This is a genomic window from Enterobacter mori (genome assembly GCF_025244905.1).
Classification (GTDB): Bacteria; Pseudomonadota; Gammaproteobacteria; order Enterobacterales; family Enterobacteriaceae; genus Enterobacter; species Enterobacter mori_A.
In genome coordinates this window covers 1,702,572-1,717,955 of record NZ_CP104285.1, presented here as the reverse complement: position 1 = coordinate 1,717,955, position 15,384 = coordinate 1,702,572, and the positions used below count along the sequence as shown (strand labels likewise).

The window sequence follows — 15,384 nt, the reverse complement described above, 5'->3', positions numbered from 1 at the left end:
TTGACCTCTTTTCACATTTTTCGATGAGAACTCTCTATCAAAGCACCCTTTTGATAAAAAAATATTGTCACGCTCAGGGGTGGGAAAAAGCGCGGCGACACCGCAGAATGTTAGCGTGCTCACCTTCTTATTTTCCCTGGAGGGAAAATGTCCCGCGTATCACAGGCCAGGAGCCTGGGTAAATATTTCCTGCTCGTCGATAACATGCTGGTCGTGCTCGGCTTTTTTGTCGTTTTTCCGCTTATTTCGATCCGCTTTGTCGATCAGATGGGCTGGGCGGCATTAATGGTTGGCATTGCGCTGGGGTTGCGCCAGTTTGTCCAGCAGGGGCTGGGCGTCTTTGGCGGGGCCATTGCTGACCGCTTCGGCGCTAAACCGATGATTGTTACCGGCATGCTGTTACGCGCGGCAGGCTTTGCCACGATGGCAATAGCTCACGAGCCCTGGCTGCTGTGGTTCTCCTGCTTCCTCTCAGGGATTGGCGGCACCCTGTTCGATCCACCGCGTACCGCGCTGGTGGTGAAGTTGATCCGTCCGCAGCACCGGGGACGCTTCTTCTCGATTCTGATGATGCAGGACAGCGCGGGCGCGGTGATTGGCGCGCTGCTGGGCAGTTGGCTCCTGCAGTATGATTTCCGTCTGGTTTGTGCGACCGGTGCGGTGCTGTTTATTCTCTGCGCCTTGTTCAATGGTCTGTTCCTGCCCGCGTGGAAACTGTCGACGGTGAAAGCACCGGTGCGAGAAGGCCTGGGCCGCGTTTTGCGCGACAAACGCTTTGTCACCTATGTGCTCACCCTGACGGGGTACTACATGCTGGCGGTGCAGGTTATGCTGATGCTGCCGATCATGGTTAACGACATTGCAGGAACCCCTGCCGCCGTGAAGTGGATGTATGCCATTGAGGCCTGTCTGTCATTGACGCTCCTCTACCCGATCGCCCGCTGGAGCGAGCGCCGCTTTCGTCTGGAGCATCGCCTGATGGCAGGGCTTCTGCTGATGACGCTGAGCATGATGCCCATCGGGCTCGTGAATTCGCTGCAGCAGCTGTTCATGCTGATTTGCACCTTCTACATCGGCTCGATCATTGCCGAACCCGCGCGTGAGACGCTAAGTGCCTCGCTTGCCGACGCGCGCGCGCGTGGCAGCTATATGGGGTTCAGTCGACTTGGGCTCGCCCTTGGCGGTGCGCTGGGCTATGCCGGAGGCGGCTGGCTGTTCGACGCCGGTAAAGCGCTAAGCCAGCCGGAACTGCCGTGGATGATGCTCGGCGTGGTGGGCTTTATGACCCTGCTGGCTCTGTGGTGGCAATTCAGCCAGAAGCGCAGCGCGAGCGGCATGCTCGAACCTGGCGCCTAGTTCTTCTTTCTGGCGGGCGTCCTTTCCCGCCTCAATTCTCAGTTTTTTCTGCTGGTTTCTCCCTATTCACACTGACATACTGGCGTATCAGGACAGATGCGCCGATTTTTCGTTGAGGAACATTATGAAGAAGATTGTCATTGCCGCTGCGTTAATTGTGAGTGGCCTGCTGGTAGGCTGTAACCAGCTTACGCAGTACACCGTCAGTGAGCAGGAAATTAATCAGGCGCTGGAAAAACATAATAACTTTGCCAAAGACATCGGCGTCCCGGGCCTTGCCGATGCACATATCGTCCTCAGCAATCTCGCCAGTCAGATTGGACGTGAAGAGCCGAACAAAGTCACCCTTTCCGGTGACGCAACGCTGGATATGACCTCATTATTTGGCAACCAGAAAGCCGATATTAAGCTGAAGCTCAAGGCGCTGCCGGTCTTCAACAAAGAGAAAGGGGCCATTTTCCTGCAGGAAATGGAGATCGTCGATGCGGTCGTCACGCCGGACAAAATGAAGCCGGTACTGCAAACCCTGATGCCTTATCTGAATCAGTCGCTGCGTAATTACTTTAACCAGCAACCCGCCTATGTCTTAAGCGAAGACAAGAGTAAGGGTGAAGCGCTCGCGAAAAAATATGCAAAAGGGATAGAGGTGAAACCGGGAGAAATCATTATTCCTTTCACCGATTAACCTGAAGGGCGCGGAAGCGCCTTTTTTTTCGCAGAAAAGTGTGCAAACGAAAACGTTTCCGCTTATGATTTGTGTCCGGCAAAAACAGCCATCCTTATGACTGATTCCTGACAAGCCGGAGCTTCCATGACTGCACAACCCCAGGTTCTTAAAATCCGCCGCCCTGACGACTGGCATATCCATCTGCGCGATGGCGATATGCTGAAAACCGTCGTGCCCTACACCAGCGAAATTTATGGCCGCGCGATTGTTATGCCTAACCTGGTCCCGCCAGTCACGACCGTCGATGCCGCGATGGCTTACCGCCAGCGTATTCTTGACGCCGTTCCGGCGGGGCATGATTTCACCCCGCTGATGACCTGTTACCTGACCGATTCACTCGACCCGAACGAAGTGGAACGCGGGTTTAACGAAGGCGTCTTCACCGCGGCGAAACTCTACCCGGCCAATGCCACCACCAACTCCAGCCATGGTGTGACCAGCATTGATGCCATCATGCCCGTTCTGGAACGGATGCAAAAACTGGGCATGCCGCTGCTGGTACACGGGGAAGTGACGCACGCCGAGATTGATATCTTCGACCGTGAAGCCCGGTTTATCGAAACGGTAATGGAACCGCTGCGCCAGCGTCTGCCTGCCCTCAAAGTGGTGTTTGAACACATCACCACCAAAGATGCCGCAGAATATGTTCGCGATGGCAACGATCTTATCGCCGCCACCATCACGCCTCAGCACCTGATGTTTAACCGTAACCACATGCTGGTTGGCGGCGTGCGCCCTCACCTCTATTGCCTGCCGATCCTTAAGCGCAATATCCACCAGCAAGCCCTGCGTGAACTGGTTGCCAGCGGTTTCTCCCGCGCGTTCCTGGGAACGGACTCCGCCCCGCACGCGCGTCACCGTAAAGAGGCCAGCTGCGGCTGCGCTGGCTGCTTCAACGCGCCGACGGCGCTGGCAAGCTATGCCACCGTGTTTGAAGAGATGAATGCCCTGGAACATTTTGAAGCGTTCTGCTCCCTCAACGGCCCACGCTTCTATGGTCTGCCGGTCAATGAGACCTTCATCGAGCTGGAGCGCAAAGCAAGCCAGGTGGACGACGCGATTCCGTTGACGGATGACACGCTGATCCCATTCCTGGCCGGTGAAACCGTACACTGGACGGTAAAACGTTAAAAAATCAATGCCTCTTGTTGTCAAATCCATAATATACCTGTATATATAAACAGTATATTACACAGGGGGCATTTATGCGTATTGAAGTCACCATTGCCAAAACAACCGTTCTGCCTGCTGGCGCACTCGATGCGCTGGCGGGCGAGTTATCCCGTCGTATTCACAGCACCTTTCCTGAAAATGATGGCGCCGTAACGGTACGTTACGCGGCCGCAAACAACCTCTCCGTCATCGGCGGTGCAAAAGAAGACAAAGATCGTATCAGCGAAATCCTGCAGGAAACGTGGGAAAGCGCCGACGACTGGTTCATTACGGATTAACCTTGCTCCCTCATTGTTTTGTTTTGCCGGGTCGCCCCGGCTTTTTTTGTTTTTTATCCTGGATAAGTTCAAATTATTTCAGCATCTTCTTAGAAAATCGTGAACAAGACGGTGTTTTATTGTTCGAACAATCCTAAAACGCAGAAAAATGTGTTGCCAGCTGTTTATTTTTCTCTTCGGAGCCCTTATTACTTGTATACTGAAGATGCTTTCAGAAAAACATGCATTGAACCTCAAAGCCGTTGTCTTCTAACACGCATTTAGGGGGTTATAATGGAAAAGAATAGTGATGTCATCCAGACCCACCCGCTTGTCGGCTGGGATATCAGTACCGTAGATAGCTACGATGCGCTGATGCTGCGTTTGCACTACCAGACCCCAAATCAACTCAACCGTGACGAAGCGGAAGTTGGACAGACGCTGTGGCTTACAACAGACGTCGCCCGTCAGTTTATTTCTATTTTAGAAGCAGGTATCGCAAAAATAGAATCTGGCGACTATCAGGAAAATGAGTATAAACGGCATTAGTGCGATGCCCATTTTTCACTCAACAGGCACCCACGGGGTGCCTTATTTATTTCTCCCTTGTGTCAGCCCGCATAGTTAATTACTCTGCTAACAAAGCGTGAGTTAACGAGATGCATATGAGATACGACTTAATCATTATTGGCAGCGGTTCCGTAGGTTCTGCTGCCGGTTATTACGCAACGCAGGCCGGTCTGAAGGTTCTGATGATTGATGCGCACCTTCCTCCGCACGCGGAAGGGAGCCATCACGGTGATACCCGTCTTATTCGCCACGCCTATGGTGAAGGAGAGCGTTATGTCCCGCTGGTCTTACGTGCCCAGACGCTGTGGGATGAACTGGCAAAGTTGACCGAGGAACGCATTTTTGACCGCACGGGGATTATCAACCTTGGCCCGACCAGTTCTGCATTTCTTGCGAACGTGGAACAAAGCGCGAAGGAATTTAATCTTGATGTTGAACGTCTGGATGCGAACGGCATTATGAAACGCTGGCCGGAGATCGCCGTTCCGGATGATTACATCGGACTGTTTGAAGCCAACTCAGGCGTACTGCATTGTGAAGCGGCTATTAAGACCTGGATTGATTTGGCGGCAAAAGCAGGCTGTGCCCAGTTGTTCAACTGCCCCGTGAGCGGCATAACCCATCATGCTGACGGTGTCACCGTCACCACCGCTGACGGAGACTATTCTGCGTCTCGACTGCTGATCAGCGCCGGAACCTGGGTAACAAAACTGCTCCCGGATCTGCCCATTCAGCCCGTGCGTAAAGTCTTCTCCTGGTTCCAGTCCGACGGTCGTTACAGTGCGCAGAATAAATTCCCGGCATTCACCGGCGAGTTACCGAACGGCGATCAATTCTATGGCTTCCCGTCAGAGAAGGACGCACTTAAGATTGGCAAACACAACGGCGGACAAATTATCTCCACGCCTGAGGAACGCAAACCCTTTGGCGCGTACCCTCAGGATGGTTCAGAAGCGTTCATGTTCCTGCGCACTATCCTGCCGGGCGTTGGCGGCTTGCTCTACGGCGCGGCCTGCACCTATGACAATACGCCTGATGAAGATTTCATCATTGATACCCTGCCGGGGCATGACAACACGCTGCTCATTACCGGGCTCAGCGGCCACGGTTTCAAGTTCGCCTCCGTGCTTGGCGAAATTGCCGCGCAGTTTGCTCAGGGTATTACGCCGCCATTTGATCTGCAGCCCTTCTCGCTCTCACGTTTTGACGGATAATACCCGCCAGGCTCCGGAACTGCGGAGCCTCTTTTATCTGAGGAAACAAGATGCGCAGGATCGTCGAATTACTCGTCAATAATATTCGCGAGCATTTTATGCTCTATCTGTTGTTGTGGGCACTTCTGGCAATCATTGATGTTATTTACATTGTATTTTATTGAAAAGAAACGCTGACGTTTATTGACACTTCTTGAGGTTAATTATTTTTTAACGCACCCACTGATTCCACCTGAGTTTTATTGCTCGAAGCTTTTGAAATACATCCACGCAACACCTTCAAATACGCTGAAATAAATTAAATTAAAAACGTTATCTACTTATTTCAGTTGCAATATCCTCTGTTCCCGTTCATTTTTATTGCTCGAATGATTTAGATTGGTACCTCCTATGCAATTGCGTAATACCCCCCATCGCTACGGAATGATATCCATAGGTTTGCACTGGATATTCGCGCTTGCGGTATATGCTATGTTCGGGCTTGGGCTCTGGATGGTCACGTTAAGCTATTATGACGGCTGGTATCACCAGGCACCTGAACTGCATAAAAGCATAGGTGTCCTGTTGATGATGGGTCTTGTGGTTCGCGTAGTCTGGCGACATATTTCCCCACCGCCACCCGCGCCGAAAACCCACGGGAAATTCACGCGCGTGAGCGCTGTCGCGGCCCATATTGCTCTCTACGCCCTGCTTTTTGCCATTCTGATTAGCGGATACCTTATTTCAACTGCGGATGGCAAGCCGATCAGCGTCTTTGGTCTTTTTGACGTTCCCGCCACACTCAGCGATGCTGGCGTCCAGGCGGATACCGCTGGCGTTGTCCATCTGTGGCTGGCCTGGAGCGTGGTTATTCTTTCTGTCCTTCACGGGCTCGCGGCCCTCAAACATCACGTTATCGATAAAGACGACACGCTGAAGCGCATGCTTGGCCGTTCGTCTTCTGACTCTGGAGCATAAAATGAAAAAACACCTGCTGGGCATCGCCTTAGGTTCACTGTTATTCACCACCGGTTCTGCTGTTGCGGCTGATTATAAAATTGATAAAGAGGGCCAGCATGCCTTCGTCAATTTCCGTATTCAGCATCTTGGCTATAGCTGGCTATATGGCACCTTTAACGATTTTGATGGCAACTTTACTTTTGACGAAAAAAATCCGGCAGCGGATAAAGTCAATGTCACCATTAATACCAATAGCGTGGATACCAATCACGCCGAGCGTGATAAACATTTACGCAGTGCAGAATTTTTGAACGTATCGAAATTCCCGCAGGCAACATTCGCATCTACCGGCGTGAAAAAGGACGGTGACAAGCTGGATATTACCGGCAACCTGACGCTTAATGGTGTAACGAAACCCGTCACTCTTAATGCGAAATTGCTCGGTCAGGGTGATGATCCGTGGGGCGGGAAACGTGCAGGCTTTGAAGCTGCAGGTAAAATTCACCTGAAAGACTTTAACATCACCACGGATTTAGGCCCGGCATCTCAGGATGTTGAACTGATAATTTCCGTGGAAGGCGTTCAGCAGAAGGGATAAAACCAGGCCCGGCGGTATTTTCCGCCGGGCATAATCATTACTCAGGGTCGGGAATACCCAGTTTGGTATTCAGACGGCCGCGGGATTTATTAAAAATCTTGTTCCCGTTTTCGCGACCTGCGCGACGGCGACGCTGCTCTTCTTCCGGCAACACGCTCTCTTCGCTGCACAGCTCACTACAGCAGCCGTTAAATTTCTCAGCGCAGGCTGGACACTGAATAAACAGCAGGTGGCAACCGTCGTTTTTGCAGTTGGTATGCGTATCGCAAGGCGTTCCGCACTGGTGGCAGTGGGCGATCACGTCGTCGGAAATACGCTCCCCCATGCGCTCATCAAAGACAAAGTTTTTGCCGATAAAGCGTACCGGCAGGCCCTGCTCACGCGCGCGGCGAGCATACTCAATGATGCCACCTTCGATGTGCCAGACCTTGTTGAAACCGTTGTGCTTCATCCACGCGCTGGCCTTCTCACAGCGGATCCCGCCGGTGCAGTACATCACGATCTTTTTGTCTTTATGTTCCTGCATCATTTCAACCGCTTTCGGCAATTGCTCGCGGAAGGTATCCGCCGGAATTTCCATCGCGTTCTCGAAATGGCCCACTTCATACTCATAGTGGTTACGCATATCGATAAAGACCGCATCAGGATCGTCAAGCATTGCGTTCACTTCAGCGGCCTTCAGGTATTCCCCGACGTCACCCGCATTAAAGCTGGGATCATCAATTCCGTCAGCCACGATACGCTCACGCACTTTCATGCGCAGAACCCAGAACGATTTCCCGTCATCATCCAGCGCAATGTTCAGGCGTAGACCATTAAGCGCCGGATCGAAGCCGTAGAGAAAATCACGGAAGGCGTTGACGTGACTTTCCGGCACGCTGATCTGCGCATTGATGCCTTCACGCGCCAGATAGACGCGCCCGAAGACATTGAGTGCAGTCAACGCCTGATAGAGTTCATCACGAGTCGCTTGTGGATCGTTGATAGTGAAGTATTTGTAGAATGAGATTGTCGTGCGCGGTTCGGTTTCAGCCAACATACGCGCTTTCAACATCTCATTCGATACGCGGTTGTGTAACACTGGCATGGTGTACAAGTCCTGCAATCGTTAGAGAATTAAAATCGGTCGGCATCATATAGCAAACAAAGCTAATTTACATCCACACAATTTACGCTACATTTCTCTCTTCCTGATTTACCAGGATTAACAATTGCTGCATTCGTGCACGTTTCGATGACAGACATTTTGGCTACGTACTAAAAAATGCGAGAATAGCCATTCAGGACGTAAGAACACAGGACAGACATGACCCAGTTACCGAAATTTACTGCCGCCCTTTTGCATCCCCGCTATTGGTTGACCTGGATTGGCATTGGCTTGTTGTGGCTTATCGTACAACTTCCTTACCCGGTTATTTTCCGCCTCGGTAAAGGGATCGGCCACGTTGCCCGGAAATTCATGAAACGCCGCGTCAGGATTGCTTACCGCAACCTCGAACTCTGTTTTCCGCAGATGAGTGAGACAGAGCGTCACGATATGGTGGTTAAAAATTTCGAATCCGTTGGCATGGGGCTGATGGAAACAGGCATTGCATGGTTCTGGTCGGACAAAAGAATGGCCCGCTGGACGGAAGTTGCCGGAACAGGTATGGAGCCCGTGCACACTTTGCAGGCTAATCAGACCGGCGTACTGTTGATTGGCGTCCATTTCCTGACGCTTGAAATCGGCGCGCGTATGTTTGGCATGCAGGCGCCTGGTATTGGCGTATATCGACCGAATGACAATCCGGTCATCGATCTCATCCAGACCAATGGCCGCATGCGCTCTAATAAAAGCATGATTGACCGTAAAGATCTGAAGGGCATGATCCGCGCCCTCAAATCCGGTGAAGTAGTCTGGTACGCCCCCGATCACGATTACGGCCCGCAATCCAGCGTGTTTGTGCCCTTTTTTGCCGTCGAAGAAGCGGCGACCACCACGGGGACCTGGATGCTCGCCCGGATGTCTAAAGCGGCAATTGTTCCTTTTGTCCCACGCCGCAAGCCGGATGGTTCAGGCTATCAGCTCATCATGCTTGAGCCTGAACTCACGCCTCCTCTGGACGACGCAGAAACCACTGCGCGCTGGATGAACGGTATTGTGGAGAAATGCATCATGCTGGCACCAGAGCAGTACATGTGGCTCCATCGCCGCTTTAAAACGCGCCCGCAGGGCGTTCCCTCCCGATACTGATTGTCATGCGGCCTCCGGGCCGCATGCTGTTTTAGCTTTTAAAGCCCCCCTCATTGCGGCAATCCTGACCCAGGCGCATAATTAGCACGCTTATTACTTCTCCTTCCCGGCGCACTGTATCTTAATTGCGGAGAGTTATGTCACCCTCAGATGCTCCCATAAACTGGAAACGTAACCTCGCGGTTGCCTGGCTCGGCTGCTTTCTGACGGGCGCGGCGTTCAGCCTGGTCATGCCTTTCCTGCCTCTCTACGTTGAACAGCTTGGCGTAACGGGCCACAGCGCGCTCAACATGTGGTCGGGTCTGGTGTTTAGCATCACCTTCCTGTTCTCCGCTATCGCGTCGCCATTCTGGGGCGGCCTTGCCGACCGCAAGGGGCGTAAAATTATGCTGCTGCGCTCAGCGCTGGGGATGGCCATCATTATGGCGCTGATGGGCGTGGCGCAAAACGTCTGGCAGTTCCTGGTGCTGCGCGCATTGCTTGGCCTGCTGGGCGGATTCATTCCCAATGCTAACGCCCTGATTGCCACACAAATTCCACGCCATAAAAGCGGCTGGGCGCTCGGTACGCTCTCAACGGGTGGCGTCAGCGGTGCGCTTCTTGGACCTCTGGCGGGCGGCTTACTGGCGGATAGCTACGGCCTGCGGCCCGTCTTTTTCATCACCGCCAGCGTGCTGTTCCTCTGCTTCGTCGTCACCTTGCTCTGTATCCGTGAAAAATTCACGCCAGTCGCCAAAAAAGAGATGCTTCATGCCCGGGATGTTCTTACCTCGCTGAAAAACCCCAAACTGGTGTTGAGCCTGTTCGTGACGACCATGATCATTCAGGTAGCGACCGGGTCGATAGCCCCAATTTTAACGCTGTACGTGCGCGATTTGGCGGGCAACGTCAGTAATATAGCCTTTATCAGCGGGCTGATCGCATCAGTACCTGGCGTGGCGGCACTGCTAAGTGCACCAGGGCTGGGAAAACTCGGCGACCGCGTTGGGCCCGAAAAGATCCTGATTTGTGCGCTGGTGATTTCCGTTCTGTTACTCATCCCGATGGCGATGGTGCAGTCTCCCTGGCAACTCGGCCTGCTGCGCTTTTTGCTCGGCGCGGCAGACGGTGCGTTATTACCTGCCGTACAGACCCTGCTGGTCTACAACTCAACGAACCAAATCGCCGGACGTATTTTTAGCTATAACCAGTCGTTTCGTGATATCGGCAACGTCACCGGGCCGCTTGTCGGGGCAGGAATTTCCGCCAGCTTCGGCTTTCGCGCCGTTTTTATCGTCACAGCCGGTGTCGTGCTGTTTAACGCCATTTACTCCTGTTTCAGTTTAACCAGGACGTTGCGTTCTGGACTGAATAACACAAATGCCTGACGGCTTATTTTCGCATTCATACTTGCAAAATCAGAGAATCAGCTATTCTTTCCCTGAATACCTTCATGAAAAACAGGAAGACACCGATGACCATGTACGCCACGCTGGAAGAAGCTATTGATGCCGCTCGTGAAGAATTCCTCGCCGATAATCCCGGCATTGAGGAAGAAGATGCTGACGTGCAACAACTCAATATCCAAAAGTATGTCCTGCAGGACGGCGATATTATGTGGCAGGCCGAATTCTTTGCCGATGACGGTGAAGAGGGAGAATGTTTGCCGATATTGAGCGGTGAAGGTGCTCAGGCCGTCTTTGACGGCGATTATGACGAAATTGAATTACGCCAGGAATGGCTTGAAGAAAATACCCTGCATGAATGGGATGAGGGTGAATTTCAACTCGAACCGCCGCTGGACACCGAAGAGGGCCAGACCGCAGCCGATGAGTGGGACGAACGTTAAGCTCTCATTACTCGTAAGGCCCATGGCTGGCGTCGATGGGCAGCAATAGCGTGTCGAAGATCAGCGAAAACGGCAGATCGAGCACGGTCAGATAGCGCCATGCGGAATCTCGAACGTCCCATTTAACGCCGGGATAATACTGATTCCCGTGACCTTGTCCCGGAATAGTGCGGCTGATAATGCTGCCGCAGCCGCTGAGCAGGCATGTCATCAACACCACGACAATTATTTTCATTCTTTACCTCTAAAAAAATACCGGCCTCGCAGCCGGTATTTTATTTGGCGGGTTGCGCTTCGCTTACCCGCCCTACTTAGCAGTTTATTTCGCTTTCAGCGCCAGCGGATTCAGCTTCAGCTCTTTGTAGTAGCCCACCCACGAAGAGTATTTCTCCGGAGCAGACCACACGCGATAGTGAAGCCTCGCCATGGTGACCGGGTCGCTCAGCAGCACCAAGCGGCGGTCGCGGTTGAGTTTTTCCGGCGTCTCGTTCAGCGCCTGCTCAACGTGGCGATCGCGGGCGATCTCCAGCACCTGGCTGGCGCGGTGACGCGCGGTCGCCATTGCCATCGCCAGGGCGTTGAATGACGGGTTAAACACCGCGTGCATAAAGCCATCATCCAGCGAACGGCTGCGGTTCTGCTCCAGGTACTTGTCGGTATCCACCAGCACCTGCGGCGGAGAATACTCTTCCGGGATCAGGAACAGCTTCCAGCGTTTGGTACGCAGTCCCACCGTCGAACGGCTGGAGATCACGGACACAAACGGCGACAGGATCAGCGAGAAGACAATCGGTGCCAGCCAGAACAGGAAGCGCAGATCCAGCCACGCCATCCCCGCAGCCCACACCAGACCGAGCAGCAGCTGCGAACCGTGACGCATGAAGGCTTCGCTCCATGGGGTGGAGTCGTCATCACGCTGCGGTGAATTCCAGACCACTTCCCAGCCCAGGAACGCGCTGACCACAAATACGGTATGGAACAGCATGCGCACCGGAGCCAGCAGCACGGAGAACAGCACTTCCAGCAGCAGCGAGAGTGTCACGCGGCAGAAACCGCCATACTCTTTCGAGCCTTTGCACCAGATCAGGATGATACTGAGCAGCTTAGGCAGGAACAGCAGCACCATTGTCGACGCAAACAGCGCTATCGCCAGCTCCGGACGCCACTGCGGCCACACCGGGAATAGCTGGCGCGGTTGCAGGAAGTATTGCGGCTCCGTCAGGGCATGAACCACCTGTAAGGCAGTCGACAGCGCCAGGAACATAAACCACAGCGGTGCAGAGAGATAGGACATCACGCCGGTCAGGAATACCGCACGGTGAACCGGGTGCATCCCTTTCACCAGGAACAGGCGGAAGTTCATCAGGTTACCGTGGCACCAGCGACGGTCACGCTTGAGCTCATCCAGCAGGTTCGGCGGCAGTTCTTCGTATGAGCCTGGCAGGTCGTAGGCAATCCAGACGCCCCAGCCAGCACGACGCATCAGCGCTGCTTCCACGAAGTCATGCGACAGAATCGACCCGGCAAAAGACCCTTCACCCGGCAGCGGCGCAAGCGCACAGTGCTCAATGAACGGCTTCACGCGGATAATCGCATTGTGGCCCCAGTAGTGGGATTCACCCAACTGCCAGAAGTGCAGACCAGCCGTAAACAGCGGGCCGTACACACGGGTCGCAAACTGCTGGCAACGTGCGTAAAGCGTGTCCATTCCGGACGCTTTCGGCGAGGACTGAATGATACCGGCATTCGGATTGGCTTCCATCAGGCGGACCAGACCGCTCAGACAGTCACCGCTCATCACGGAGTCGGCATCCAGTACCACCATGTAGCTGTACTGATTACCCCAGCGACGGCAGAAGTCATCGATGTTACCGCTTTTACGCTTCACACGGCGGCGGCGGCGGCGGTAGAAAATCTGCCCTTCGCCCTGCACTTCCGCAATCAGCTCCATCCAGGCTTTTTGTTCTGCTACGCAGATATCCGGGTTGTAGCTGTCGCTCAGGATGTAAACGTCGAAATGCTCTGCGTTACCGGTCGCCTTAACAGACTCCCAGGTTGCGCGCAGCCCCGCAAACACGCGGTCAACGTCTTCGTTACAGATAGGCATAATCAGCGCAGTACGGTGCTCAGGATTGAGGGGTTCATCCCCGACCGTTGACGCTGAAATACTGTATTTATCACGCCCCATCAGCAACTGCAGGAAGCCCATCAGCGCGGTCCAGAAACCCGCCGAGACCCAGCAGAAGAGAACGGCGAACAACAGCAGAATGCCGCTTTGCAGAATGTACGGCAGCAGTTGCATGAAGGAGACCCAGATATCCTGGCCTACCATGTCAGCCGGGTTGATCAGCGCCCAGCCCTGATACGGCAGAATGGTCTTCATGTACCAGGTTGCCACCACCGTCTGCGCCAGCGTCAGCAGTAACAGCGTGTAGCGACGGATCGTTCCGACAGTACGCCACTTCTGCTCTGAGGCCTGCTCCTCTTTGGTCAGACGCGACAGATAGCGCGGCGTGACGTCACGTCCGCGCAGGCGATCCCAGAAGCGACCCACCGGGTTGGTGCGCCAGGGATCGGGGAACATAGAAGAACGCGTGGCTTTCGGCATCGCCTGAAGCTGGTCGCGCCCTTCGTCGTCTTTAATCAACTGTCCTTTTGCCAGCGAGTCTGGCCAGGCCTGCTCCAGACGCGCCTTTACTGACCCCAGCGGCGTATCATCATCACGTGTAAACTGACGATGATCGCCATCCAGCGCGGTGTGTACCGCACGGATGTCGCTTTTAGGCAGTGCCGCTTTTTCAATGTCCGTCAGCGGCATGGCATCAATATATTCAGATGTATTATTCATTGGCAGGTAGCTGATAGCTCCAGGTTTCACTCAGCGGCTGATCGTTGCTGACCAGCGCGGCGCGCATTTCAGTGGTCTGTTTCGGATCTTTCACTTTCACGCGCAGGGTCAAACGCCACCCTTTCGTTACCGGGTTGTAACGTACGGCATTTTCAACGATCTCACCGTTATCACCGATGCTCGCCTGCGCAGTCACGGCGGTATCCGGGGACAGTTTTTTCATATCCTGGCCCGCGAAGTCCACGATGAAAGCGACGGTGCCGTCAGGCTGACGGATCAGGTTTGACTGTTTCACATCACCTGTTGAACGGCGAGTCTGCATCACATACGCGTTATCCGGCGCATGCAGTTTGTCTTCGTCACGGCTAAAGGTGATAGCGTATTTGAAGTTCATCTCTTTACCGGCTTCCGGAAGCTGGTCCGGGGTCCAGTAAGCGACGATGTTATCGTTGGTTTCGTCGTTGGTTGGAATTTCAACCAGCTCGACTTTCCCTTTACCCCAGTCACCTTTCGGGGTTACCCAGGCGCTTGGACGCTGATCGTAACGGTCGTCCAGGTCTTCAAAGCGAGAGAACTGACGGCCACGCTGCAGTAGACCAAAGCCCTGCGGATTTTCCATTGCGAAGCTGCTCACCGCGAGGTGTTTCGGGTTATTCAGCGGACGCCAGATCCACTCTCCGTTACCGGCATGGATAGAGAGACCGTTAGAGTCATGCAGCTCCGGACGGAAGTTGGTCGCCGGAGACGGCTGGTTCGGCCCGAACAGGAACATACTGGTCAGCGGCGCAACGCCCAGCTTGCCCACTTTATCGCGCAGGTAAACTTTGGACTGCACGTCAACGACGGTGTCGCGTCCTGGCATGATCACGAAGCGGTATGCGCCTGTCGCACGAGGGGAGTCCAGCAGCGCATAGATTGTCAGACGTTTATCCGTTGGTTTTGGACGCTCGATCCAGAACTCGCGGAAGCGTGGGAATTCTTCACCTGATGGCAGCGCGGTATCAATAGCCAGACCACGCGCGGAAAGCCCGTATACCTGCCCCGCGCCAATCACGCGGAAGTAGCTGGCACCGAGCATGCTGACGATTTCGTCGTTTTTATCTTTGCTGTTAATTGGGTAAAGCACCTTGAAGCCAGCGAAGCCCAGGTCCTTAACCGTGTCTTTGTCGTGCTGCACATCGCCGAAATTGAAATAATCCGGGCTGTACTTGATTTTACGTACCGCGGTTGCCGTCACTTCATTGATAGCAACAGGCGTGTCGAAATACATACCCTGATGATAAAATTCAAGCTTGAACGGGGTTTTAACGTTGTTCCAGTATGCTTTGTCGTGATTGAACTGGATCTGCTGATAGTCCGCGTACTTCATGTCACGGAAAACGGAGGGCAGGTTACTTTTTGGCGCTTCGTAGCTCTTGCCAGCCATAGACTTGGCCTGTTTAGCAACGTCATCGATGGTAAAGGACCAGGCCGATGAGGTATACAGGGACAACAACACTGCCGCACCCAACCAACGCATTTTCATCATTTGTGATTTATGTTTCATAATAAGTAAGCACTTCCCCCTTTGTGTGCTTATATCGATCCGATCCATTTTAATGGAAACTCAGGCAATCCGACAACATTATCACTGCTTTGTTC

16 protein-coding genes are annotated in these 15,384 nt (G+C 53.6%); 12 read left to right on the top strand and 4 right to left on the bottom strand.

Annotation, left to right across the window (positions count from 1 at the left end):
- The first annotated feature begins 147 nt into the window (after positions 1–147).
- The 9 genes from mdtH to N2K86_RS08030 all read left to right on the top strand — a co-directional run bounded on the left by mdtH (position 148) and on the right by N2K86_RS08030 (position 6,834).
- Positions 148–1,356, top strand: coding sequence for a multidrug efflux MFS transporter MdtH (mdtH, locus tag N2K86_RS08070; protein ID WP_260661091.1), 1,209 nt, complete (start codon positions 148–150; stop codon positions 1,354–1,356).
- A 124-nt stretch (positions 1,357–1,480) separates the two neighbouring features.
- The gene (locus N2K86_RS08065) at positions 1,481–2,041 is read left to right on the top strand and encodes a lipoprotein (protein ID WP_010429621.1); all 561 of its coding nucleotides are present in this window, start codon (positions 1,481–1,483) and stop codon (positions 2,039–2,041) included.
- A gap of 126 nt (positions 2,042–2,167) precedes the next feature.
- On the top strand, positions 2,168–3,214 hold the full coding sequence (pyrC, locus tag N2K86_RS08060) for a dihydroorotase (protein ID WP_221549650.1): 1,047 nt from the start codon (positions 2,168–2,170) through the stop codon (positions 3,212–3,214).
- 74 nt (positions 3,215–3,288) lie between these two features.
- Positions 3,289–3,534: a DNA damage-inducible protein I gene (gene dinI, locus N2K86_RS08055; protein WP_260661090.1), complete on the top strand. Its 246-nt coding sequence runs from the start codon at positions 3,289–3,291 to the stop codon at positions 3,532–3,534.
- Positions 3,535–3,807: 273 nt separating this feature from the next.
- Positions 3,808–4,062 carry a biofilm formation regulator BssS gene (bssS, locus tag N2K86_RS08050; protein WP_260661089.1) on the top strand — a complete coding sequence of 85 codons (255 nt, stop codon included), beginning with the start codon at positions 3,808–3,810 and terminating at the stop codon, positions 4,060–4,062.
- A gap of 116 nt (positions 4,063–4,178) precedes the next feature.
- A complete protein-coding gene (solA, locus tag N2K86_RS08045) occupies positions 4,179–5,297 on the top strand; it encodes an N-methyl-L-tryptophan oxidase (RefSeq protein ID WP_260661088.1) in 1,119 nt (372 codons plus the stop codon).
- Positions 5,298–5,347: 50 nt separating this feature from the next.
- Positions 5,348–5,461 carry a DUF2770 family protein gene (locus N2K86_RS08040; RefSeq protein WP_260661087.1) on the top strand — a complete coding sequence of 38 codons (114 nt, stop codon included), beginning with the start codon at positions 5,348–5,350 and terminating at the stop codon, positions 5,459–5,461.
- Positions 5,462–5,687: 226 nt separating this feature from the next.
- The gene (locus tag N2K86_RS08035) at positions 5,688–6,254 is read left to right on the top strand and encodes a cytochrome b (RefSeq protein ID WP_260661086.1); all 567 of its coding nucleotides are present in this window, start codon (positions 5,688–5,690) and stop codon (positions 6,252–6,254) included.
- 1 nt (position 6,255) lies between these two features.
- A complete protein-coding gene (locus N2K86_RS08030; RefSeq protein ID WP_260661085.1) occupies positions 6,256–6,834 on the top strand; it encodes a YceI family protein in 579 nt (192 codons plus the stop codon).
- Between the two features lie 37 nt (positions 6,835–6,871).
- Here N2K86_RS08030 and trhO read toward each other — a convergent pair whose 3' ends face one another.
- Positions 6,872–7,921: an oxygen-dependent tRNA uridine(34) hydroxylase TrhO gene (gene trhO, locus N2K86_RS08025; RefSeq protein WP_260661084.1), complete on the bottom strand. Its 1,050-nt coding sequence runs from the start codon at positions 7,919–7,921 to the stop codon at positions 6,872–6,874.
- A 219-nt stretch (positions 7,922–8,140) separates the two neighbouring features.
- Between trhO and N2K86_RS08020 the strand changes: the two genes are divergently transcribed.
- The 3 genes from N2K86_RS08020 (at position 8,141) to N2K86_RS08010 (ending at position 10,895) form a co-directional block, all read left to right on the top strand.
- A complete protein-coding gene (locus N2K86_RS08020; RefSeq protein ID WP_260661083.1) occupies positions 8,141–9,067 on the top strand; it encodes a Kdo(2)-lipid IV(A) acyltransferase in 927 nt (308 codons plus the stop codon).
- 137 nt (positions 9,068–9,204) lie between these two features.
- Complete coding sequence (gene mdtG, locus N2K86_RS08015) at positions 9,205–10,434, top strand: multidrug efflux MFS transporter MdtG (RefSeq protein WP_260661082.1); 1,230 nt, start codon at positions 9,205–9,207, stop codon at positions 10,432–10,434.
- A gap of 86 nt (positions 10,435–10,520) precedes the next feature.
- Complete coding sequence (locus tag N2K86_RS08010; RefSeq protein WP_100167059.1) at positions 10,521–10,895, top strand: MysB family protein; 375 nt, start codon at positions 10,521–10,523, stop codon at positions 10,893–10,895.
- Positions 10,896–10,902: 7 nt separating this feature from the next.
- Here the strand turns inward: N2K86_RS08010 and N2K86_RS08005 are convergent, their stop codons facing one another.
- The 3 genes from N2K86_RS08005 to mdoG form a co-directional block, all read right to left on the bottom strand.
- Entirely contained in the window at positions 10,903–11,130 is a 228-nt protein-coding gene (locus N2K86_RS08005; protein ID WP_010429597.1) for a YceK/YidQ family lipoprotein, read from the bottom strand.
- A gap of 84 nt (positions 11,131–11,214) precedes the next feature.
- Positions 11,215–13,743: a glucans biosynthesis glucosyltransferase MdoH gene (gene mdoH / locus N2K86_RS08000; protein WP_260661081.1), complete on the bottom strand. Its 2,529-nt coding sequence runs from the start codon at positions 13,741–13,743 to the stop codon at positions 11,215–11,217.
- On the bottom strand, positions 13,736–15,271 hold the full coding sequence (gene mdoG, locus N2K86_RS07995; RefSeq protein WP_010429591.1) for a glucans biosynthesis protein MdoG: 1,536 nt from the start codon (positions 15,269–15,271) through the stop codon (positions 13,736–13,738). The genes mdoH and mdoG overlap by 8 nt, the downstream gene beginning before the upstream one ends.
- Positions 15,272–15,384: the final 113 nt, after the last annotated feature.